Origin of the sequence: Marinobacter maroccanus, assembly GCF_002933275.1 — a bacterium.
GTDB classification, from domain to species: Bacteria; Pseudomonadota; Gammaproteobacteria; order Pseudomonadales; family Oleiphilaceae; genus Marinobacter; species Marinobacter maroccanus.
The window spans coordinates 139305-160201 of sequence record NZ_PSSX01000009.1 but is presented as its reverse complement, the minus strand read 5'-3'; the positions used below and the strand labels follow the sequence as shown (position 1 = coordinate 160201).

The window sequence follows — 20897 nt, the reverse complement described above, 5'->3', positions numbered from 1 at the left end:
TATCTTTCGCTGTCAGTCATTTCTCTACTGGTGTTTGCCTACCTTGCGGTCGGCATCTTCGAAAGGGAAAGAACTTTCGATGCGGTTGATCCGACGGATATTCAAAGTATCGATGCGGCTGGCCCTGATGCTCTGTCTGATGGTCGTGATGTCCGCGATCCTCAAGCTGGTACTGAGAACAGCAGTCGCCTAGCCAATAACAACCAACCCAAACACCCCTTCCAGGATGCCGCACTGAGAATCGCCGGCAGCATCAATCGCGCCTACCTCTTCCACGGCCTTGACCAGAAAGGCGACTTCTCCGTGACCCAGCAGGACCTGTTCAGCTTCGGCTACCGCATCCTCTACCTGCGCCCCTGCCATGCCGAGCTGTGGTGGGACGGCCAAAAGGTCCAGGACATCTACTGCCAGCGAAACCGCATCCAGGCACCGGAACCCCGGCCCAATATCGAGCCAGACACCTACCCCCTGGAGGCCATCAACCCGCTCCAGAAAGTCAAAGAAGAGGCGTAGCCCGCGGACGGCCGCGACGATGGCGAGGAGCGGCAGGGAGCGGGCGAAGCCCGGAGACGTCCCTGTAACACGTCTCATAGATACCGAAACTTCGGTTCAATAACAGACAGAAAGGAACACTACATATGATTAACGACTTTGAGCGCTTCAACGTCCAGACCGGTGAGGTCGGAAAAGGGGATCTTTTCATCGGTCCCGATGGTCACCAGGTGGATCTTTCCCAGGTAAACGTCCTTTGGACCGGAGTCGATACGGTCCGGCAACTGTTCGAGGGAAGGCTGAGGCCTGAAGTCCTCGCGGAGATCGCAACCGCCTATGAAGAAAGCTTCGAAGCTTCCGTCGAAGTCCGTGGCGTTCAATTCCGTGTCCAGTCTGGCCGCCGTGGTGGCTTTAAATACCTGCTTCAGAACCGTGAGTATGGTCTGACGATCCTCGTCCAGAACTTCTACGCCGAAGCCGATAACCAGGGAACGCACGTCAAGATCGAGACCTCACCGCGCTGGCTCTATGAGAGATCCAGCGACCAGATCCACGACGAACTCGCAGAATGGGGCATTCACTTCCTGAAAGGCATCAAACCGGTTGGTATCGCTCTACACCTGGCAGTTGATTTCCAGGGCTGGGAGCCTCCCGCGGATTTCGCCCAACACTTCGTTACCAGGGCAAAGACGGTCACCGTTCACAACGGCCTCAGCGACTTTCACTTCCAGGGACTACACGGAACCACCATCAATGGTCGTGGCGAAACCTACACCTTCGGCAAGGCCAACAGCCTTCAGGTCTGCCTCTATGACAAGTCCAAGGAAATCGATGTCAGCGACAAACGCGCCTTCATGGAAGGCATCTGGGAATGTGCGGTGAATGAAGAATCCTTCCCAGACACCTGCTATGACCCTGACAAACCCGTCTGGCGTCTGGAAATCCGCTTCCATCACCGGATCGTCAATGAGATCTCCCAGGGCACACCTGGCATGAAACCCATCTATACCTACATGGACGCAGTCCCGCACCTGACCGGCCTCTGGCAATACGCCCTCCAGGGCAACCGCTACGAAGTAAAACGGGACTGGGTACACCCCATCTGGACCAAGCTCCGACAAGACATCGGCTTTGGCTATTCAGCCCCGGATCTGCTGTACAAACGCGCAAAAAAGGAACCCGGTTGCGGCAACGAAAAGAACGTCTCCCTGGCCTTTGGCAATCTCCTGAGCATTTATGCCCGCAACCGGTTTAACACTCGTCAGGCTTGGGATTGCCTCAAGAAAAGCGGCCTCTGGGAGGATCTGTGCAACTACTACCGACGACGGGAGATCTACGAAAACGAGCTATACCGGCTCGTTGACGATGGCTTGATAAAGCGACGACTACTGACCAAGGTGGCCGCGTGATCGAGAAAACCGACAACGGCTGGCGAGTCGATTTCTACCCATTTGGTAAGAAGACTGGTCCCCGTGTTCGAAAGCAGGGCTTCAAAACCCGCCTCGATGCACTTCAGTTCATGCGGGATTATGGCCGCAAGGATCGTGCACCATCGGAACGGTTAAAAGACCTGGTTAAGAAGTGGTACGACTATCACGGCCACACCCTGAAGGATGCCAAGTATCGCTTATCCAGGACAAACGCTATCTGTGATCGGCTGGGGAATCCCAGGGTAAAGGATTTCACCGCCACTGACTGGATGGAGTACCGGGCAGAACGAATCAAGGAAGTCACACCAAGTACCTGCAACCATGAACAGCGTTACCTGTCTGCTGTCTTTTCTGAAATGGTCCGGATCGGCCACCTGAAGACAAACCCGATTGGGCCTGTTCGCCAGGTCAGGGTCGCAGAGCGGGAAATGTCTTTCCTCACCATCGAGCAGTGCAACCAGCTCCTGGAGGAATGCCGGCAGAGTTCAAACGAGTTTGTCTGGTCGGTTGCCATGATCTGCCTGGCAACAGGTGCCCGATGGATAGAAGCGGAAACCCTCACCCATTCCGGTTTTGTATCGGGTAAGGTCATCTTCCGCGATACAAAAAACGGAAAGAGCAGGGCAGTGCCGATTGACCCGAAGATCCAGGAACAGATCCTGGAACATGCGTTACCTGGTCCGGGGCGTTTATTCGGCCCTTGCCGATCAGCATTCCGGGCTGCCTATAAACGGTGTGGGTTCTCCACGCCTCAACAGCTGACGCACATCCTTCGGCACACTTTCGCCAGTCACTACATGATGAACGGGGGAGACATCCTTACGCTTCAACGCATCCTCGGTCACGGAAACATCACCATGACCATGAAGTATGCGCATCTCTCACCAGATCACCTTGAGTCGGCAATTCGACTATCACCGGTGAATGATCTCTCATATGGGGAATTCGGCTCTGCTTCCAATGGGTAGTGGTTGGTGTTTCTCTGGCGATATTAAGAACCGAAATTGATGTCAGGTCTTATGAAATTCGATATTGGAATAGCTTTGGTGGAACCAGGTATTTGAAACCGTATAAACATCGACTAGATTTCTTGTTAAGAACGATTCTTTTTGCGAGTTGAATGGAATTTAGGACATCGGAAGTGACGCGGCTGTTTTTCAAGATAGTGTTTCTTGCCACGCTCCTTGAAGCGGGGATTTCACCATTTAGCTAGAGGCGAACTCGACGCTCTCTTACCTCTGGCCCGAAGCGAATACAGAGATGCCGTGGCGGTCTTCGCTGGTGAGTTGTTGAAGGCTGACTACGTTTTTGTGTCCCTGCGGCCTCTTCCTCCGATTGAGCGTGCAGAAGGCCTTCGCTACGCGATTCCGAGAGGCTTTATCGGCGCTGAGTTCATACCGAAGGGCAATTCAGTGGTTACCGAAGTCGGATCCTGGTCCCAGTTGGCCTCGATGTTGAAATATGACCGGATAGACGTAGCCGTTATTCCCAAGCTAATGGTGTATGACGTTTTCGGTGCCGAGGGTGTCAACGTTTATCAGCAGCTGGCAGGCTCTCTCCCGGTGTCCCTCTACTTGTCGGAATTCAGTCAGAGCAATGGTCTGGCATCTGAGGTGTTTGATGCGGTTGAGGCCTGCAGGATCGATAACCCTGTCAGCCTGATTACGTCCGGAGAGACAAGCGGGGGACAAAAAGGGGACAACTAACAAAAAAGGGCTACGACGTGAATCGTAACCCTTTGAATCTTGGTAGCAAGGGGCGGAGTCGAACCGCCGACCCCAGCATTATGAGTGCTGTGCTCTAACCAACTGAGCTACCTTGCCATTTCGTTTTGGGCATCGCCCCAAACGAGGCGCGTATTTTCAGTATTTGGGCCCTTTCTGTCAAGGCTTGGGGGCCAGTTTTTCCTGAAAAATTACACGTTGAAGCGGAAGTGGATAACGTCGCCGTCTTTGACGATGTATTCCTTGCCTTCCAGGCGCCATTTACCGGCATCCTTGGCCCCGGCTTCGCCGTTGTACTGCACGAAATCGTCGTAGCTCACCACTTCTGCCCGGATAAATCCACGCTCGAAGTCGGTATGGATCACGCCGGCCGCCTGAGGCGCTGTGGCGCCGATCTTCACGGTCCAGGCGCGGACTTCCTTCACCCCGGCGGTAAAGTAGGTCTGCAGGCCCAGCAGGCCGTAGCCGCCGCGGATTACCCGGTCCAGGCCTGGCTCTTCCATGCCCATTTCCTCCAGGAACATGGATTTTTCATCGTCTTCCAGTTCGGAGATTTCGGCTTCTATCTTGTTGCAGATGGGCACGACCACGGCATTTTCCGACTCGGCGATCTTGCGCACCGTGTCCAGATGCGGGTTGTTCTCGAACCCGTCTTCGCTGACGTTGGCAATGTACATGGTCGGCTTCACGGTCAGCAGGCAGAGCTCGCGGATCAGGGCCATCTGGTCTTTGTCCAGATTCATGCTGCGCACCGGTTTGCCCTCGTTCAGCACGGGCAGCAGTTTCTCGAACATCTCCAGCTGGGCCTTGGCTTCCTTGTCACCGCTCTTGGCCACGCGTTGAACGCGCTTGATGGCTTTCTCAACGGTGTCCAGGTCGGCCAGAGCCAGCTCAGTATTGATTACTTCGATGTCTGAGGCGGGATCTATCTTGTTGGCCACGTGAATGACGTTGCCGTCTTCAAAGCAGCGCACCACATGGGCAATGGCGTCGGTCTGGCGGATATTGGCCAGGAACTGGTTGCCCAGGCCCTCGCCCTTGGACGCGCCTGCCACCAGGCCGGCGATGTCGACGAATTCCATGGTGGTCGGGACGACCCGTTCCGGCTTTACGATCTCCGCCAGTTTGTTGAGGCGCGGGTCAGGCATGGCGACAACACCGGCGTTAGGCTCAATGGTGCAGAACGGGAAGTTTTCCGCGCCAATGCCGGATTTGGTCAATGCGTTGAACAGGGTGGATTTGCCGACGTTGGGAAGGCCGACGATGCCGCAGTTAAATCCCATGGAATGCCTCTGCTGGTACTGGAAAAATTTGAGCGGATTATACCGGTTTGAAACTGTGCAGGCGATTCATGGCGGCGGGGAGTTTGCCGCAGGCTGCATCCGGTAATACCCGCATGATTTCGTCGATCACTGCGTTCAGTTCCTCGGTTTCCTGTTTGCCCAGGCGGCCGAGCACGTAGCCGGTTACCCTGCGGCTGTCGCCGGGGTGGCCAATGCCGATGCGCAGTCTCTGAAAGTCGTTGGTGCCCAGGTGAGCAATGGTGTCACGCAGGCCGTTGTGTCCGCCGTGGCCGCCACCTTTCTTGAGCTTGGCGGTACCCGGGGGCAGATCGAGTTCGTCGTGGGCAACCAGAATCTGTTGGGGCTGAATCTTGAAGAAATCTGCCAGCGCCTTGATGGCCAGGCCGCTGCGATTCATAAAGGTAGTGGGATTCAGGAGGTGCAGGTCCAGGCCCTGCCATTGAATGCGGGCGTAGAGCCCGTGGTATTTCTTTTCGGGGCGGAGCGTCTGGCCCGCGGCGCGGGCCAGAGCTTCCACGAAGAGGGCGCCGGCGTTGTGGCGGGTATTCTCGTAGTCAGAGCCGGGATTCCCCAGACCAACCACCATGACAATATCCTGCGCCATTCGCCGTTGCCCTCCTCAGTGCAGGAGTGATTACTCCTTGTCTTCGCCTTCTTCGCCTTCTTCACCTTCTTCGGCGTCGTCGGCCTTGGCACCGCGCGGCTTATGGATAGCCACTACAGGCAGGTCGTGATCTTCACCCTGGAGCAGGGCGGCAATCTTGACGTCTTTCGGCAGTTTCAGGTCGCTCAGGTGAACTACCTGGTCCATCTCGACAGTGGTCATGTCCACTTCGATGAACTCGGGCAGGTTCTGCGGCAGACAGATCACTTCAACTTCGTTGATCTGGTGGTTCGCTACGCCGCCGTGGAGCTTGATAGCCGGTGCGCTGTCTTCGTTGATGAAGTGCAGCGGTACGTTGACGTGGATCTCGTGATCCTTGTCGACGCGCAGGAAGTCAGCGTGGGTCAGGATCGGCTTGTACGGGTGACGCTGCAGATCCTTCAGGATGACGCTTTCTTTCTTGCCGTTCAGCTCAACGGTCAGAACGTGCGAGAAGAACGCTTCGTTTTCCAGAGCTTTTTTCAGCTCGTTGTGCCAGATGGCAACCGGAGTAGCGTCTTTTCCGCCACCATAGATGATGGCCGGAATTTTACGCTCCTCACGACGCAGGCGGCGGCTCGCACCTCTCCCCTGATCGTCGCGAGGAAATGCTTCGATAACAAATTCCTGAGACATGGTAATAACCTCAATCGTCACCTGAACTGCCCGCGACCAGGCGTTGGATCAGGTGATGTTTCTGAAAAGCCGGATTTTTCCGGCTGACTAAAAGAGTCGGGAGCCTGTGTAGGCTCCCGACCCGGTAACTACTTGTAATGCCTTGATATTACGACCGGAAGGTCACTCAGGCATTCTCGAACATGGCGCTGATGGACTCTTCGTTGCTTACGCGGCGAATAGACTCCGCAAGCAGTCCGGCCATTCCGAGGACGCGGATTCTATCACAATTATGCGCTTTGTCACCCAGCGGGATGGTATCGCAGACCACGAGCTCGTCCAGCTGCGAGGCATTGATGTTATCAATGGCCGGGCCGGAGAGAACCGGGTGGGTGATGTAGGCAACCACGCGGGCAGCGCCGTGCTCTTTCAGGGCGTTGGCCGCTTTGCACAGGGTGCCCGCGGTATCGATGATGTCGTCCACCAGGATGCAGGTCTTGTCTTTGACATCACCGATGATGTGCATGACCTGAGACACGTTCGCCTTCGGGCGGCGCTTGTCGATGATGGCGAGATCGGCGTCGTCCAGGCGCTTGGCCACGGCACGGGCACGAACCACGCCGCCAACGTCCGGAGATACCACTACAAAGTTCTCGAAGCGCTGCTTGAAGATGTCTTCGAGCATGACCGGGGTGGCGTAGATGTTGTCTACCGGAATATCGAAGAAGCCCTGGATCTGATCAGCGTGCAGGTCGACGGTCAGAACCCGGTCCACGCCGATGCTGGAAATCATGTCGGCTACCACCTTGGCACTGATGGCAACACGGGTAGAGCGTACCCGGCGATCCTGACGCGCGTATCCGTAGTAGGGGATAACGGCGGTGACCCGTGTAGCGGAAGCACGGCGAAGTGCGTCGGCCATCACGATCAGTTCCATCAGGTTGTCGTTGGTGGGGTAGCAGGTCGGCTGGATGATGAAGACATCATGGCCGCGGACATTCTCATTGATCTCGACGGTGGTTTCTCCGTCGCTGAAGCGGCCTACAGTGGCCTGACCCATGGGAATGTGGAGTTTGCGGGCAATCGCCTGAGCCAGTTCAGGGTTGGCGTTGCCAGCGAAGATCATCAGTTTGGACACGACGGCATCCTTCTCAGTATCGGCGTTTGATTCAGAAGAAGCGGGAGAAAGGTGGCTGGGGTGGCAGGATTCGAACCTGCGCATGACGGGATCAAAACCCGTTGCCTTACCACTTGGCGACACCCCAGTATCGTGCTTTTTTGGCATCATTTCAGCTCTGTTAGCTTTTTGTGTAGAGGTGAACTGTTCACCCCTTTAGCTACGAACCCCGTGACGCCGGAGGGTTTGCTTTCCCAGATGATCCGGGCTGCGGATTCTGTCGGGAAACGTCCAAATATGCAAGCCCCGGTTCCGGTTAATCTTGCAGGTCCGAATTGTGAAAGCCATTCCAGGCTCTGGTTAACCTCAGGATACAGTTTTCTAACTACATCCTCACAGTCGTTTCGGTACCTCGAGGCGTCTCCCTCAAAAGCGGGCGCTATTTTGATTCTCGGGGTGTTCCTTGTCAACCCTTGCTCGGAAAAAATCTTGCCAGTGTTTATGTTGCAGCCAGGCTTGAGAACAAGGAACCAATCTTCCGGCGGATTGGCGTTGGTCAGTGTTTCACCAACCCCCTCGCCGAAGGCAGCACGGCCACGGACGAACACCGGTACATCGGCGCCCAGGCTCAGGCCGACTTCTGCAAGCTCGTCGGTACTCATCTCGAGCTGCCAGAGGTAGTTCAGTCCCAGCAGGGTGGTTGCGGCGTTGGAGCTGCCGCCGCCAAGGCCGCCGCCCATGGGCAACCGTTTGGTGATGCCGATGGTCACTCCGGGCAGATCGCCCTGAGCCCGTTCCAGAAGAGCTCTGGCGGCGCGAACGATGAGGTTATCGTCATCTTCAACACCCGGAACGGGCTCCGCGAGCCTTACGCCGGGCTCGCCGGGTGTGAGGGTGAAGCTCAGGTCGTCGCCGTAGTCGAGAAACTGAAACAGGGTCTGAAGTTCGTGATAGCCGTCGTCCCGGCGCCCGACGATGTGCAGGAACAGATTCAGTTTCGCCGGTGACGGCAATATCAGGTCGGGTGTCATTCAGGCTGCTCCTGCCAGTCGCTGACCACCAGCCGGACACGCTTTTCCTCTTTGAGTGCAGTGATGCGGGCGGGGAGTGCAGGGTAGCTGGAGAGGAAGGTCTGCCAGCGGTCGTAGCGGATTTCCCAGCCGTTCTGGCGGATTATGGCAAGGGTGCCCTGATTATCGAACAGCAGGCGGTAATCGCTGGCCGGGGATGGCAGGCCCCGAATCCACCAGGTCAGATTTTGCAGGGGCAACTGCCAGCCCGTGGCGGCCTCGACCAGCGCTTCCGGCTCCCCCGAGCGATAGGTTTCTCCGTTCGGCAGGGTCAGCTCAATAAAGCCGGGCACGCCTTTAAGGGTTGTGCTGCCCATGCCGAGAAAGGACGAGGAAAGGGCCAGGTCGTAGGCTTCGCCGTCCTGAACCCAGTGGTTGATGATGGCGGTTCCGCTGTCTGACGGCTGGCGGACGGCCAGCTTGCCGGTCAGCTTCCAGTGATCGAGTTCGCCGAGACTGGCCGCACGGGTGGTCCAGTTCGCCGGGGGTTGGTCTGTCATGCCCTCCGGCAATGGGTCGATCTGGATCGTGGTACAGGCACTGAGGGTGGCAAACATCATCAGTGCTGCCAGGGTTCGGGCAAGCTTCATTCCGGCTCACCACCGTTGGTCAGCCGGTTTATGGTTTCCCTCAGCACTTCGTGGTCGCTGTCCTGCTCCAGGCCTTCCTGCCAGATGATCCGGGCCTGCTCTTCGGCGCCGTTCATCCAGAGCGCTTCACCATAGTGGGCGGCAACTTCAGGGTCCGGGAAGGCGGCCCAGGCCCGGGAAAGGTAGTCGAGCGCGGGCTCGATCTGGCCTTCGAGGAACAGGACCCAGCCCATGCTGTCGAGAATGGCCGGGTTATCCGGGTCCAGTCGCAGGGCTTTCTCGATATAGCCGCGGGCCTCTCTCAGTCTGTCCGTCCGGGTGGTCAGGACGTAGCCCAGGGCGTTCAGGGCCACGGCGTTTTCCGGTTCCTGGTCGATAATCTGCTTCAGATCCGCTTCCGCATTGGCAGGCTGCCCGATACCGTCGTACAGCATGGCCCGGGCGTAGCGGATCTCGATGTTGTCTGGATGCTCTTCCAGAGCTTCGGTGGCGGTGCTCAGAGCCTCCTGTCGCTGTTCCTGGTCCAGCAACAGGTTTACCTCCAGCAGCCAGAAGTTCTCTGCCTGCCGGGGGTTGGCCTCGCGCAGCCTGCGGATGCGGTCAATGGCGTCCTCGAGCTGGCCGTTCTCAGCCAGAAGGGAGCTGGCGCGGGCCAGGGCCGGAAAGTAGTAATTGCCCTGTTCCACGCTCTGATAATAGCCAATGGCCTGCTCGGTGTTACCCGCCTGATCCTCAATGCGGCCCAGATAGTAGTTGGCTTCGCTGGTATGGTGGCCCTGATCGGCCAGTTGGGTCAGCTCTTCCCGGGCCAGATCGCTCTGGCCATTCTCAAGGGCGACCAGCGCGTGGGATAGCCTCAGGCCCGGAGTGTCGGGGTAGCGCTTAACAAGGCGGTTGAATTCGTCCTGGGCAGCCTGTAATTCGCCTTCATTTATGAGCATGCGGCCATAAAGTGTGCCCATCTGCCGGTTGCCGGGAAAGCGCCGGGTGTTTGTCAGCAGGTAATCGAGGGCGCTGCTTTTCTGGCCGGTCTGGTAGAGCAGGTCGCCCTTGAGGATGATCGCCGGCTGGAAGTTCGGGTTCTCCTGCAGCAGGGGTTCAAGCCTCTCCAGGGCTTGCTGCGGCTGACCGGTAACCTTTAATAGCAGCGCGATGCTGTACTCCAGTTCCGGGGTGTCCGGATGGCGGTCCGACATTTCATTGTAGAGGGCCAGCAGCTCCTGTTGCTGTTCTGGTGGCAGATTTGCGGCCATGGCGGCCAGGCTGTCGAAGTCAGCATCGCCACCCTGATCCATGATCCGCTCCATGTGGTGGATGGCAGTCTGGAGGTCGTTGCCCTTTACCGCCTGGATAGCAGAGATCCGGTGGGCCTGAAGGCTATCCGGGTCGATCTCCAGCCACAGCTCGGCCAGCTGCTTCTGGGCGTTATCTCCGTTCAGGGACTGGGCAATTCTCATGGCCCGCTCAATAACCACCTGGTCGCGGGATTGTTTGGCAGCCTTCAGGTAGTTCACCAGGGTAATATCGTAGCGGCCGCGCTGGGCCGCGATTTCGGCAGACAGGAGCAGATAGAGGGTTTCGGGCTCGAAATCGGCGTATTCAACCGGTGGCTGTGGCTCAGTCTTTTTCTCAAAGGCGGCTTTTTCGCCAGTAGCAGGCGCTTCCTCAGTGCCGGTAAGGCTGGCACACCCTGCCAGTGTGAGGCCAAGCAGGCAGGTAACCAGAAACGGTACGGACTTGTGCATGCAACTTCCCATGGTCTGTCGAAAACGCATCAAAAATAACCACGCTCCAGCCCCTTTCTTGAGGTAGATCGGGTCCCGGCCTCAGCCGAATCCCTATAATGGCATAAGCGCCTGATCTTGCCCAACCTGTCCGCACTTGCCGAAGCTATGGCGGTTTTGGGTGGCAGCTCAGGCCGCTGACCGTTAAAATGTCCCGTAATTGCGCGTATCTGCACCGCTCATCGGCAAAAGGTTGTACAACCACGAAATGGCACTGGTAACGCTGGGAATCAATCATCGCACGGCCCCCGTTGAATTGCGGGAGCGAGTTGCGTTTACGCCCGAGCGTATGGCGGAGGCGTTTGCCGAGCTGAGGGCTACCTCAGGCGCCACCGAGGCCGCGATTCTGTCTACCTGCAACCGAACCGAATTGTACCTGGCCGGCGATGACGACTGCGCACCCATGGTGCTTCGCTGGATGGCCGGGTTTCATGGCCTGGATGCCGCGGAGCTTGAGGAAGCGCTGTACGTGCACCGCGACGGTGATGCTGTGCGGCATATGATGCGGGTGGCTGCCGGCCTGGATTCCATGGTGCTGGGCGAGCCGCAGATTCTCGGGCAGTTGAAGGATGCCTACACCCTGGCCCGGGAGCATGGCGCCAGCGGTTCGTTTCTGTCCCGGCTGTTTGAGCACACTTTCTCGGTCGCCAAGCGCGTGCGCACCCAGACCGCCATCGGTGAAAACCCCGTCTCCGTTGCCTATGCGGCGGTGAGCATGGCGCACCATATCTTTGCCGACATGTCCCGCAACAAGGCCTTGCTGATCGGTGCCGGTAAAACCATCGAGCTGGTGGCCCGGCACCTTGCGGATGCCGGCGTGAAGGATTTCCTGGTGGCCAATCGTACCCTTGAGCGGGCACAGGCACTGGCAGAATCCCGTGGTGGCAGGGGCATTGTGCTGTCCGAGATCCCCGAGCACCTGGCCGATGTTGATATCATTATTTCGTCCACGGCGAGCCCATTGCCGATCCTGGGCAAAGGTGCCGTCGAACGGGCACTGAAGAAACGCAAGCACCGTCCCTATTTCATGGTGGATATTGCCGTGCCCCGGGATATCGAGCCGGAAGTGGCCTCGCTGGACGACGTCTATCTCTACACGGTTGACGACCTGCGCCAGGTAATCGAAGAGAATATACGCTCTCGTGAGGGCGCGGCCCGGGAAGCGGAGAATCTGGTTGCGTCCGGGGTTCAGGATTTCCTGAACCAGCTGCGGGCGCTGGACGCGGTGTCCACTCTCAAACAGTTCCGTCAGCGCGCCGAAGTGCTGCGCGATGCGGAGACCGACAAAGCCCTGCGCGCCCTGCGTAACGGCACAGATCCTGAAACCGTGCTGCGCAGTATGGCTCGCGGCCTCACCAACAAACTCCTGCACGAACCCTCTGTGCAGGTTCGAAAGGCCACCACAGAAGGTCGCACCGAGGTGACAGAGTGGCTGCGTGAGTTGCACCAGCTGGATGCACTGGACGCGGACACAACGACTACCCCGGAAAAACTATGAAGCCATCGATTCAATCCCGCCTCGAGCAACTTACCGACCGCTTCGAGGAAGTCAGCGCATTGCTCAGTGATTCTTCCATTATCTCCCAGCAGGACAAGTTCCGGGACCTTTCCCGGGAGTTCGCCGAGATCGAGCCCATTGTTCAGTGCTTCCAGGCCTGGCAGCACTCGCTGGATGACATCGAGGCGGCCCGGGAACTGGCGAAGGATGGCGACGCCGATATGCGGGAAATGGCCGAGGAAGAGTTGCAACTGGCCCAGCACAAAAGCGAGGAGCTGGATGAGGAACTGCAGCGCCTGATGCTGCCGAAAGACCCGAACGACGGCAAGAACGTGTTCCTGGAGATTCGTGCCGGCACCGGCGGTGATGAAGCCGCCATCTTTGCCGGCGATCTGTTCAGGATGTATCTGCGCTATGCCGAGCGCCGGCGCTGGCAGGTCGAGGTTCTGAGCGAAAACGAGGGTGAGCACGGCGGCTACAAAGAGCTGATTGCCCGTGTCGCTGGCGATGGGGTTTATGGTGCCCTGAAGTTTGAATCCGGTGCCCACCGGGTGCAGCGCGTGCCGGAAACCGAATCCCAGGGGCGGATCCATACCTCGGCCTGTACTGTTGCCGTGATGCCAGAGGCCGATGAGGCCGAAGCCATTGAGCTCAACAAGGCGGATCTGCGGGTGGACACCTTCCGCGCTTCCGGTGCCGGCGGTCAGCACGTCAACAAGACCGACTCTGCAATCCGGATCACGCACCTGCCAACGGGCATTGTGGTGGAGTGCCAGGAAGAGCGTTCCCAGCACAAGAACCGGGCGAAAGCTTTGAGTCTGCTGGCCTCGCGGCTGCAAAACGCCGAGACCGAGCGGCAACAGAAGTCCATGGCCGAGACACGCAAGAGTCTGGTTGGCAGCGGCGACCGTTCCGAGCGCATCCGCACCTACAATTTCCCCCAGGGGCGGGTTACGGATCACCGTATTAACCTCACTCTCTACAAGCTCGACGAAGTTATTGCCGGCGACCTGGACGCCGTGGTCGTGCCTTTGCAGCAGGAGCACCAGGCCGAGCTGCTCGCCTCCCTTGCCGATGACCAGTAAAACCTCACTGACCTGTGAAGCCCTTTTGAAGAAGGCATCCACCCGGATTGATAGCGATTCGCCGAGACTGGATGCCGAGCTGCTGCTGAGCCATATTACGGGGCTGAGCCGGATCAGTTTCCGGGCCTGGCCGGAACGAGAGATTACCGGTGCTCACGCCGAGGCATTTGAGAGGCTGGTGCAGGATCGGGTGGCCGGCAGGCCTGTGGCACATTTGTTGGGGCAGCAGGAATTCTGGTCACTGCCGCTGAAGGTCACTGCCTCAACCCTGATCCCGAGACCGGATACCGAATGCCTGGTGGAAGTCGCTCTGGATTTGCCGTTGGCCCAGCAGGCGCAAGTGCTGGACCTGGGCACGGGGACCGGCGCCATCGCCCTGGCGCTTGCCAGTGAGCACCCGGAGTGGCAGATCACCGGCTGTGATGCCGTGGCCGAGGCAGTCGCGCTTGCCCGTGACAATGCTGATGCGCTGGGTCTGACAGTTTCTGTGGTTCAGAGCTCCTGGTTTTCAGAGCTCAAGCTCGGCAGGTTTGATCTGATTGTCTCCAACCCGCCCTATATTCCGGATAATGATCATCACCTGATGGAAGGTGATGTTCGGTTCGAACCCGCCTCGGCCCTGGTATCCGGTCGTGATGGTCTGGACGACCTCCGGTTGATTGTCGATCAGGCGCCGGACTGGCTGGCTGAAAGCGGATGGCTTCTGGTTGAGCATGGTTTTGATCAGGCGGAGGCCGTGGCAGGGTTGTTCCGCGCGCGTGGGTTTAAAGACGTTGAGACTCGCAAGGATTATGGCAACCGGGACCGGATGACGCTTGGGCGATGGTTTTCTGGCGCTGCGGTCATTGCTCCGGCGCCTAACAGGGGAGATGCAGATGCTCAGTGACGACGAATTATTGCGCTACAGTCGGCAGATCCTGATGCCGCGGTTCGATATTTCCGGCCAGGAAAAGTTGCAGTCTGCCCGGGTTCTGGTGCTTGGGGCGGGTGGCCTGGGGTGCCCTGTCGCTCTCTATCTCGGCGCCGCAGGGGTCGGGACCCTGACACTGGTGGATGACGACAATATTGAGCTGGCTAACCTCCAGCGCCAGATTGGTTTTGAAACTGCGCAGCTGGGTGAATCGAAGGCGGAAAGCCTGGCCGACCGGATTCGGCGGATCAACCCGCTGGTGTCCGTCACCGCCCTGAATCAGCGCCTTGAGGGTGAGGCTCTGGCGCGGACGGTTGCAGAGGCGACCCTGGTGGTTGATTGCACCGATAACTTCAATACGCGGTTTGCCCTGAACCGTGCCTGTGTGGCGGCGAAAGTGCCCCTGGTGTCCGGTGCTGCGATTCGTGGCGAGGGTCAGGTTTCGGTTTACGACAGCCGGCGGGAAGAGAGCCCCTGTTACCACTGTCTGTATCCGGAGCAGGGCAATGAGGATTTGACCTGTTCAGAGGCGGGGGTTATTGCGCCGTTGGTGGGGATGATCGGGGCGACTCAGGCGATGGAGGCCATCAAGGTGATTTCCGGGGTGGGGACGCCTTTGATCGGGCGGTTGTTGATTCTGGATGCCTGGGAGATGCAGTGGCGGGAGATGAAGCTGGCGAGGGATCCTGATTGCCCGGTTTGTTCTGGCTGACTTTGGTGCAGGTGGGCTTGCGAGCTTTCGGGCTGCAGCGCCGGGGATAACCTTCCCAAAACACGCTCCTGGCGGCACGTCCATGTGACGCTTGGGCTCCGCCATCCATGGCTCCGCACAGTTTTGGGAAGGCCATCCCCGGCACTGCGTCAGAGTCATGGAGTAGCCCGCCTCGTTGTGTGCCTCAGTTTTTCAATTCCTGAAACTTTGCGATCGCCTCTTTCCTGCTTTCTTTGAGATCAACGATCTGCCTCGGATACCCCTTCGGAATAACACCACCCTTTGCACTCGGATCATGAATCCGTTTGCTGTCCAGTTTGGCCAGCTCAGGTAGCCATTCCCGGATAAAGTCGCCTTTTGGGTCGAAACGTTCGCTCTGGGTCACCGGGTTAAACACCCGGAAGTAGGGAGCGGCGTCGGTGCCGGTGGAGGCGCTCCATTGCCAGCCGCCGTTGTTGGAGGCCAGGAAGCCGTCGATCAGTTTTGACATGAAGTAGGCTTCGCCCAGGCGCCAGTCGATGAAGAGGTTTTTGGTGAGGTACATGGCGGTGATCATGCGCAGGCGGTTGTGCATCCAGCCGGTCTGGTTGAGTTGGCGCATGGCGGCGTCGACGATGGGGACGCCGGTGTTGCCGCTTTTCCAGGCTTCGAACTTGTCGCCCGGGGTGTTCCACTCCAGAGCCTCGGTTTCCGGTTTGAAGGCGCGGTGCATGCTGACCCGGGGGTAGTGGTACAGGATGTTGATGTAGAAATCCCGCCAGGCGATTTCGGTGATCCAGGTGCCCAGGCCTTCCTGGTTTCCTCCTGCGCCCTGTGCCTGTCTTGCTGCGATCAGGCATTGTCGGCCGGAGAGTACCCCGTTTGCCAGGTAGGGGGAGATCAGGCTGGTTCCGTCGATGGCGGGGAAGTCCCTGTTTTCCTTGTAGGCACCGCCGCGTTTTTCCAGGAAGCGTTCAAGCTGGTCGTGGGCGGCCTGTTCTCCGGTGGGTACCAGAGGCTCCGGGGCGTCCCGAAAGGCTTCCGGGATTGTGTCGATCTGTTCCGGGGCAACCGCGTTGGCCCTCGCTTCGGGAATCGAAAACAGTCCGGGATGGGTTTCTTCTATCCAGCTGCGCCAGCGTCTCGAAAACGGCGTGAACACGGAGTAGGGCTCGTTCTGCTGTGTCAGGATCTCGCCTACCGGGGCGACGGTCTGGTCGCGGTATTTGCGAACGGTGATTCCGAGCTCGTCGAAGCGGTGCTTGACGGCTTTGTCGCGTTTGCGTTCGTTGACGCCGTACTCCTCGTTGAAGTGCAGTGCTGTAACTTTGTGTTCTTCACAATGGCTCTGCAGTTTACCGATGCTGTCGTCGAATCGGTTGGCATATATAAAGGACAGGGGAATGCCGAGCCGGGCCAGTTCTTCAGCAAGAGCATTGGCATGGGCAATAACGAATTGCACCCGGGCCGGAGACCAGTCGTGTTCCTGCCATTGGTCCGGGGTGAGAATAAAACAGGCTCGCACGTCGTCGCTGCTCTCGCAGGCGGCGGTGAGGGCGGGGTTGTCAGCAACCCGGAGATCGTTGCGGAACCAGACCAGTTGCGTCATCCGTAATCCATAGTTGTCTGAGGGATTGATATAAGTGTAATTACAGCCCGGTGTTTCAATAAAATCACCAACTTGGATATTCGCCCGGGGTGGCTGATTGGATTATAGTTAAAACACTTTTTCAGCAATTCAGCCGGCCGATCTTGAGGGAGTTCTGTGGCAGGAGTGGAGAACAATACCGAAGGTCGTCGTGATGGCGTATGGGCCCAGCCGTATTCTCTGGCTTCGGGGCAAACCCAGTTTCATCAGCTTGGCCATATTCGTTTATGGGTCACCCTGCTGGATCAGGAGTGGCAGATTCGTTCCGAAACGCTTGAGCTGGACACTGATCCGGCCAGCTGGACAGAAACCATTGGTCACACTCTGCCGTCTGCTTCCGTGCCGCTGCAACGATTCATCCGGGCAAGCCAGTCGTCCACGGTCACGTTCCTGCCGGCTCTCGCCAACCTGCCTACCGTGATTCGGCCTTTTCAGCCGCTGACCATTCCCGCCGGTGGGCGTTGCACCATTTATGTGGGAACTCTGGTCTGGATGAAAGTCTGCGTGGGGGACAAGCAAGCCGTTCTGACGGAAATCCCCCTGGCCTCGCCTTCGATGACCTGGGTGGGCAGGAACACCATGGAGGGCGAGCTATGTTATGCCTCTCCCAGTTTTGCCAGATTGGTGCTTGAGGCAGTGCCAAAACGTCCGTGGCGAGCGGTGACGCCGGTGACCATTATTAACCGACGGGAGCAGTCTCTGCTGCTGGAGCGTTTCAGCCTGCCGACGCCGTTGCTGTCCCTGCATCAGAACGAGCGTGGCCAGTTGTGGACGCCGGGAGTGACGGTCGAGGTAGAGACCGACATGAATTCGGCCAGTTTGCATGTAGAGCAGTCTTTGCTGACGGCGGCGGGTACCTGCCGGCGCGTGGCGGATGCCCGGGAGAAGATGGCCCGTGGTAGGTTGGTGCGCGCTTTTGACCGGATGTTTGGCTGAAATGGACCAGAGGGAGTCGACGCTTTGCTGGAAACAATAGAAACAGGCGTGATGAAGGTGTTCACGGATATCGCCTGGGGGCAGTGGATCAGTTCCGCTTTTCTTGTAGTGCTTGGGCTGTTTCTTGGTTCCCTGGCGGCCCGCAGTGTCAGCCGTTTCATGGCGCAGCGGACCTCCCGCCACCATACTGTCATGGTTCGGCGGCTGGTGTTTTATGTCATTGTCGTTCTGTTCTTTGTGGCGGCCCTGCGGGAGGCCGGTTTCTCCCTCGATGTGGTACTCGGAGCCGCCGGTATCCTGACCGTGGCCATCGGTTTTGCCTCTCAGACCTCGGCATCGAACATGATCAGTGGCCTGTTCCTTCTGGTGGAAAAGCCTTTTGAAATCGGGGATTTCATCGAGGTGGACGCAACCCTTGGCGAAGTGGTCGGCATTGATATGCTCAGCGTTAAATTGCGTACTCCAGACAACCTGTACGTGCGGATTCCCAACGAGACCCTGATAAAGACGCGGGTGGTTAACCGTTCCCGGTTTCCGATACGGCGGCTCGACCTGACCGTTGGGATTGCCTACGCTGAAGATGTGGAGCGGGTAGAGAGTCTGCTGCTGGACCTTGCGGAGAAGAACCCGGTCTGTCTCGAAGAGCCCAAGCCGTTCACGCTGGTAACAGCGTTTGGCCCGTCCTCTGTGGATCTGCAGTTCTCGTACTGGGTGCCCAAGGAGAAGGTGCTTGAGGGGCGGAGCGGCATGATGGTCGCGATCAAGAAAACCCTGGATCGGGAAGGCATTGAAATTCCGTTCCCCCACACCAGCGTTTATGCGGGTAGCCACTCAGAGCCGTTCCGTGTTCAGCTGTTGGGGCCGGAACAAATTACTGAAAAGGATCTCCCGGATGTCGACAAAGACAGCTGAAGTTATCAAAACCATCGCCCCGACACCGGCCGAGAACAAAATGAGTCTTGGCTGGCGTGAGTGGGTGGCGCTTCCAGACCTTGATATCAGCCGTATCAAGGCAAAAATCGACACCGGAGCCCGAACCTCCTGTCTCCATACGTTCCGTACCGAGCCCTACACAGAAAACGGGGAACGACGGGTACGCTTCTGGGTCCACCCGGTGCAGAACGATCTGCACCAGGTCGTGGAGTGCGACGCGAAGGTGCTGGACGAGCGGAACGTCTCCGACTCCGGCGGCCACAAGGAAATGCGCCTGGTCATCGAAACCACGCTGCTGATTGGCGGCCAGAAATGGCCCATTGAAATGACATTGACCAACCGGGATTCCATGCGGTTCCGGATGTTACTGGGCCGTACCGCCATGTCCGGGCGCTCACTGATCTATCCCGAAGCTTCCTATCTTGCCGGCGAACCGGCCTTAAGGACTGAAAAATGAAAATTGCGGTACTGTCGCGAAACCGTCACCTCTACTCGACCCGTCGCCTGGTGGAGGAAGGCATCAATCGTGGCCATGAAGTGAAGGTGATTGACTGCCTGCACTGCTCCATGAACATTACCTCGGCCAACCCACAGATCCATTATCACGAGGAAGTCCTGGAAGATTTCGACGTGGTGATACCGCGAATCGGTGCGTCAGTGACCTTTTACGGAACCGCGGTATTGCGTCAGTTCGAGATGATGGGCGTATTCCCCGTTAACGAATCTGTTGCCATCACCCGTTCCCGTGACAAGCTGCGGTCCCTGCAGCTGCTGGCCCGAAAGGGCGTCGGCATGCCGATTACCGGTTTCGCTAACAAGCCGGATAACGTGCCCGAGCTGCTGCAGATGGTGGGCGGCGCCCCGGTAGTGATTAAACTGTTGCAGGGCACCCAGGGCATTGGTGTGGTGCTGGCGGAAACCCGAAAGGCCGCGGAGAGCGTGATTGAAGCCTTCATGGGGCTGAAAGCCGATATTCTGGTGCAGGAGTTCATCAAGGAAGCTGGTGGCGCCGATATCCGTTGCTTTGTGATTGGCGACAAGGTGATTGCCGCCATGAAGCGGCAGGGTGCTGAAGGCGAGTTCCGGTCCAATCTCCATCGGGGTGGCAGCGCCTCTCTGGTGCGGATAACGCCGGAGGAACGCCGCACTGCCATTACCGCTGCCAAATCCATGGGCTTGAACGTGGCTGGCGTCGATCTGCTGCGTTCCAGTCGCGGCCCGCTGGTTATGGAGGTGAATTCCTCACCCGGCCTTGAGGGCATCGAGAATGCCACTGGCAAGAACGTGGCCGGGATGATCATCAACTGGACCGAGAAAAATCAGAAGCCCTGGAAAACCCGGACCAAGGGGAGAGGCTAAAGTATGGCCCGTGCCCCCTATGAAATTGCCGGCACCCAGGTAAAGGCCGGTACCCGGCAAACCGTGGAAGTTCCGGTCGCCAAGCTTTACACCCACACGCCGCTGCATATTCCCGTTGAGGTTGTGCACGGCCGGCGGGACGGTCCGGTATTGATGGTGTGCGGTGCCATCCATGGTGATGAGATCAACGGTGTCGAGATTGTCCGCCGGGTGCTCACCAATTCGGCCCTGAGGCACCTTCGGGGTACTCTGGTTGCGGTACCCATCGTCAATATTTTCGGATTTGTACAGCGCACTCGGTACCTGCCGGACAGGCGGGACCTGAACCGCTGTTTCCCTGGTAGCGAAAGCGGATCTCTGGGCGGGCGTATTGCCTATCTGCTGCGCACCCAGATCATGGAGCGGGTCACCCATATCATCGATTTGCACACCGGGGCGATCCATCGGTTCAACCTGCCGCAAATCCGGGCCGAACTGAAAAACCCGGAAACCGTGCGCATGGCCGAAGCCTTTGGTGCACCGATCATTATCAACGCCGGGTTGCGGGAAGGAAGCCTCCGGGCCTACGCCGATTCACAGGACATTCCGGTGATCACCTTCGAGGGTGGCGAGGCCCTGCGCTTCGACGATGTGGTGATCGGCAGCGGCGTGAAAGGGGTGATTCGGGTCATGCGTGAACTGGAGATGATCCCGGCGAAGAAAGGCCCCAAGGCGCCGAGAAAGCGGTCTGAAACCGCCGCCAACTCCCAATGGGTACGAGCGGACATCGACGGAATCATGCGGCCCGTTGCCCGCCTGGGTCAGAAGGTGCGCAAGGGGCAGCGCCTGGCCATGGTGGCGGATCCCTTCGGTGAGTCGGAAACTGCGGTGGTGTCTCCCTGCTCGGGTATCGTTATCTGCGTGAACAACCTGCCGCTGGTAAATGAAGGCGAGGCAATTTATCACGTTGCACGGTTTGACGAGCTGAGCGAAGCGGAAAAGGCCATGGATTATTTCCGAAGCAGCTACGAAGGGGATGTCGGCGACGATGTGGTTCCGGTACACCCCTGGGATGACCGCCAGAAATAA

The 20897-nt window shown here is 58.3% G+C and carries 21 protein-coding genes and 2 tRNA genes; 13 read left to right on the top strand and 10 right to left on the bottom strand.

The genetic code is table 11. The features are described 5' to 3' along the window. The 4 genes from KEHDKFFH_RS20125 to KEHDKFFH_RS12000 form a co-directional block, all read left to right on the top strand. A partial coding sequence (locus KEHDKFFH_RS20125) for a hypothetical protein (protein WP_158253196.1) occupies positions 1-513 on the top strand: 513 nt, incomplete at its 5' end. Positions 514-638: 125 nt separating this feature from the next. Continuing rightward, complete coding sequence (locus tag KEHDKFFH_RS12010) at positions 639-1901, top strand: hypothetical protein (protein WP_104322131.1); 1263 nt, start codon at positions 639-641, stop codon at positions 1899-1901. Beyond that, on the top strand, positions 1898-2890 hold the full coding sequence (locus KEHDKFFH_RS12005) for a phage integrase (RefSeq protein ID WP_198412761.1): 993 nt from the start codon (positions 1898-1900) through the stop codon (positions 2888-2890). Before KEHDKFFH_RS12010 ends, KEHDKFFH_RS12005 begins: the two co-directional genes overlap by 4 nt. Before the next feature lie 297 nt (positions 2891-3187). Next, positions 3188-3628, top strand: coding sequence for a hypothetical protein (locus KEHDKFFH_RS12000; protein ID WP_104322130.1), 441 nt, complete (start codon positions 3188-3190; stop codon positions 3626-3628). A 40-nt stretch (positions 3629-3668) separates the two neighbouring features. On the opposite strand, the gene KEHDKFFH_RS11995 is transcribed toward KEHDKFFH_RS12000, so the two are convergent. The 9 genes from KEHDKFFH_RS11995 to KEHDKFFH_RS11955 form a co-directional block, all read right to left on the bottom strand. Next, positions 3669-3745 (bottom strand) — tRNA-Met (locus tag KEHDKFFH_RS11995). Positions 3746-3837: 92 nt separating this feature from the next. Continuing rightward, on the bottom strand, positions 3838-4929 hold the full coding sequence (gene ychF / locus KEHDKFFH_RS11990; protein WP_064228294.1) for a redox-regulated ATPase YchF: 1092 nt from the start codon (positions 4927-4929) through the stop codon (positions 3838-3840). Positions 4930-4966: 37 nt separating this feature from the next. Further along, entirely contained in the window at positions 4967-5554 is a 588-nt protein-coding gene (pth, locus tag KEHDKFFH_RS11985; protein WP_104322129.1) for an aminoacyl-tRNA hydrolase, read from the bottom strand. 30 nt (positions 5555-5584) lie between these two features. Further along, entirely contained in the window at positions 5585-6229 is a 645-nt protein-coding gene (locus KEHDKFFH_RS11980) for a 50S ribosomal protein L25/general stress protein Ctc (protein WP_104322142.1), read from the bottom strand. A gap of 166 nt (positions 6230-6395) precedes the next feature. Continuing rightward, entirely contained in the window at positions 6396-7346 is a 951-nt protein-coding gene (locus tag KEHDKFFH_RS11975; RefSeq protein ID WP_008176348.1) for a ribose-phosphate diphosphokinase, read from the bottom strand. A 52-nt stretch (positions 7347-7398) separates the two neighbouring features. After that, positions 7399-7473: transfer RNA gene (locus KEHDKFFH_RS11970), tRNA-Gln, on the bottom strand. Positions 7474-7492: 19 nt separating this feature from the next. Then, positions 7493-8356 carry a 4-(cytidine 5'-diphospho)-2-C-methyl-D-erythritol kinase gene (gene ispE, locus KEHDKFFH_RS11965; RefSeq protein ID WP_104322128.1) on the bottom strand — a complete coding sequence of 288 codons (864 nt, stop codon included), beginning with the start codon at positions 8354-8356 and terminating at the stop codon, positions 7493-7495. Next, positions 8353-8985, bottom strand: coding sequence for a lipoprotein insertase outer membrane protein LolB (gene lolB, locus KEHDKFFH_RS11960; protein WP_104322127.1), 633 nt, complete (start codon positions 8983-8985; stop codon positions 8353-8355). The genes ispE and lolB overlap by 4 nt, the downstream gene beginning before the upstream one ends. Next, positions 8982-10730, bottom strand: a complete 1749-nt coding sequence (locus tag KEHDKFFH_RS11955; protein ID WP_104322126.1) for a tetratricopeptide repeat protein — start codon at positions 10728-10730, stop codon at positions 8982-8984. Before KEHDKFFH_RS11955 ends, lolB begins: the two co-directional genes overlap by 4 nt. 247 nt (positions 10731-10977) lie before the next feature. Between KEHDKFFH_RS11955 and hemA the strand changes: the two genes are divergently transcribed. The 4 genes from hemA to KEHDKFFH_RS11935 are packed head-to-tail and all read left to right on the top strand — an operon-like array spanning position 10978 to position 14974. Then, positions 10978-12267: a glutamyl-tRNA reductase gene (gene hemA, locus KEHDKFFH_RS11950; RefSeq protein ID WP_104322125.1), complete on the top strand. Its 1290-nt coding sequence runs from the start codon at positions 10978-10980 to the stop codon at positions 12265-12267. Beyond that, positions 12264-13352, top strand: coding sequence for a peptide chain release factor 1 (gene prfA, locus KEHDKFFH_RS11945; RefSeq protein ID WP_104322124.1), 1089 nt, complete (start codon positions 12264-12266; stop codon positions 13350-13352). The genes hemA and prfA overlap by 4 nt, the downstream gene beginning before the upstream one ends. Next, a complete protein-coding gene (gene prmC / locus KEHDKFFH_RS11940; protein WP_104322123.1) occupies positions 13342-14238 on the top strand; it encodes a peptide chain release factor N(5)-glutamine methyltransferase in 897 nt (298 codons plus the stop codon). Before prfA ends, prmC begins: the two co-directional genes overlap by 11 nt. After that, the gene (locus tag KEHDKFFH_RS11935) at positions 14228-14974 is read left to right on the top strand and encodes a molybdopterin-synthase adenylyltransferase MoeB (RefSeq protein ID WP_104322122.1); all 747 of its coding nucleotides are present in this window, start codon (positions 14228-14230) and stop codon (positions 14972-14974) included. The genes prmC and KEHDKFFH_RS11935 overlap by 11 nt, the downstream gene beginning before the upstream one ends. A gap of 184 nt (positions 14975-15158) precedes the next feature. Here KEHDKFFH_RS11935 and phrB read toward each other — a convergent pair whose 3' ends face one another. After that, positions 15159-16562 (bottom strand): deoxyribodipyrimidine photo-lyase, encoded by a 1404-nt coding sequence (phrB, locus tag KEHDKFFH_RS11930; RefSeq protein ID WP_104322121.1) that lies wholly within the window; start codon positions 16560-16562, stop codon positions 15159-15161. A 165-nt stretch (positions 16563-16727) separates the two neighbouring features. Here phrB and KEHDKFFH_RS11925 point away from each other — a divergent pair, with 165 nt between their 5' ends. From KEHDKFFH_RS11925 to KEHDKFFH_RS11905, 5 genes are read left to right on the top strand one after another with little or no spacing between them, the layout of a single operon-like run. Then, complete coding sequence (locus KEHDKFFH_RS11925) at positions 16728-17537, top strand: hypothetical protein (protein WP_104322120.1); 810 nt, start codon at positions 16728-16730, stop codon at positions 17535-17537. A 51-nt stretch (positions 17538-17588) separates the two neighbouring features. Next, positions 17589-18449, top strand: coding sequence for a mechanosensitive ion channel family protein (locus KEHDKFFH_RS11920; RefSeq protein ID WP_104322141.1), 861 nt, complete (start codon positions 17589-17591; stop codon positions 18447-18449). Beyond that, a complete protein-coding gene (locus tag KEHDKFFH_RS11915; protein WP_064228305.1) occupies positions 18430-18927 on the top strand; it encodes an ATP-dependent zinc protease family protein in 498 nt (165 codons plus the stop codon). Before KEHDKFFH_RS11920 ends, KEHDKFFH_RS11915 begins: the two co-directional genes overlap by 20 nt. Further along, positions 18924-19829, top strand: coding sequence for a 30S ribosomal protein S6--L-glutamate ligase (rimK, locus tag KEHDKFFH_RS11910; protein WP_104322119.1), 906 nt, complete (start codon positions 18924-18926; stop codon positions 19827-19829). The genes KEHDKFFH_RS11915 and rimK overlap by 4 nt, the downstream gene beginning before the upstream one ends. A gap of 3 nt (positions 19830-19832) precedes the next feature. Beyond that, positions 19833-20897: a succinylglutamate desuccinylase/aspartoacylase family protein gene (locus KEHDKFFH_RS11905; RefSeq protein WP_064228307.1), complete on the top strand. Its 1065-nt coding sequence runs from the start codon at positions 19833-19835 to the stop codon at positions 20895-20897.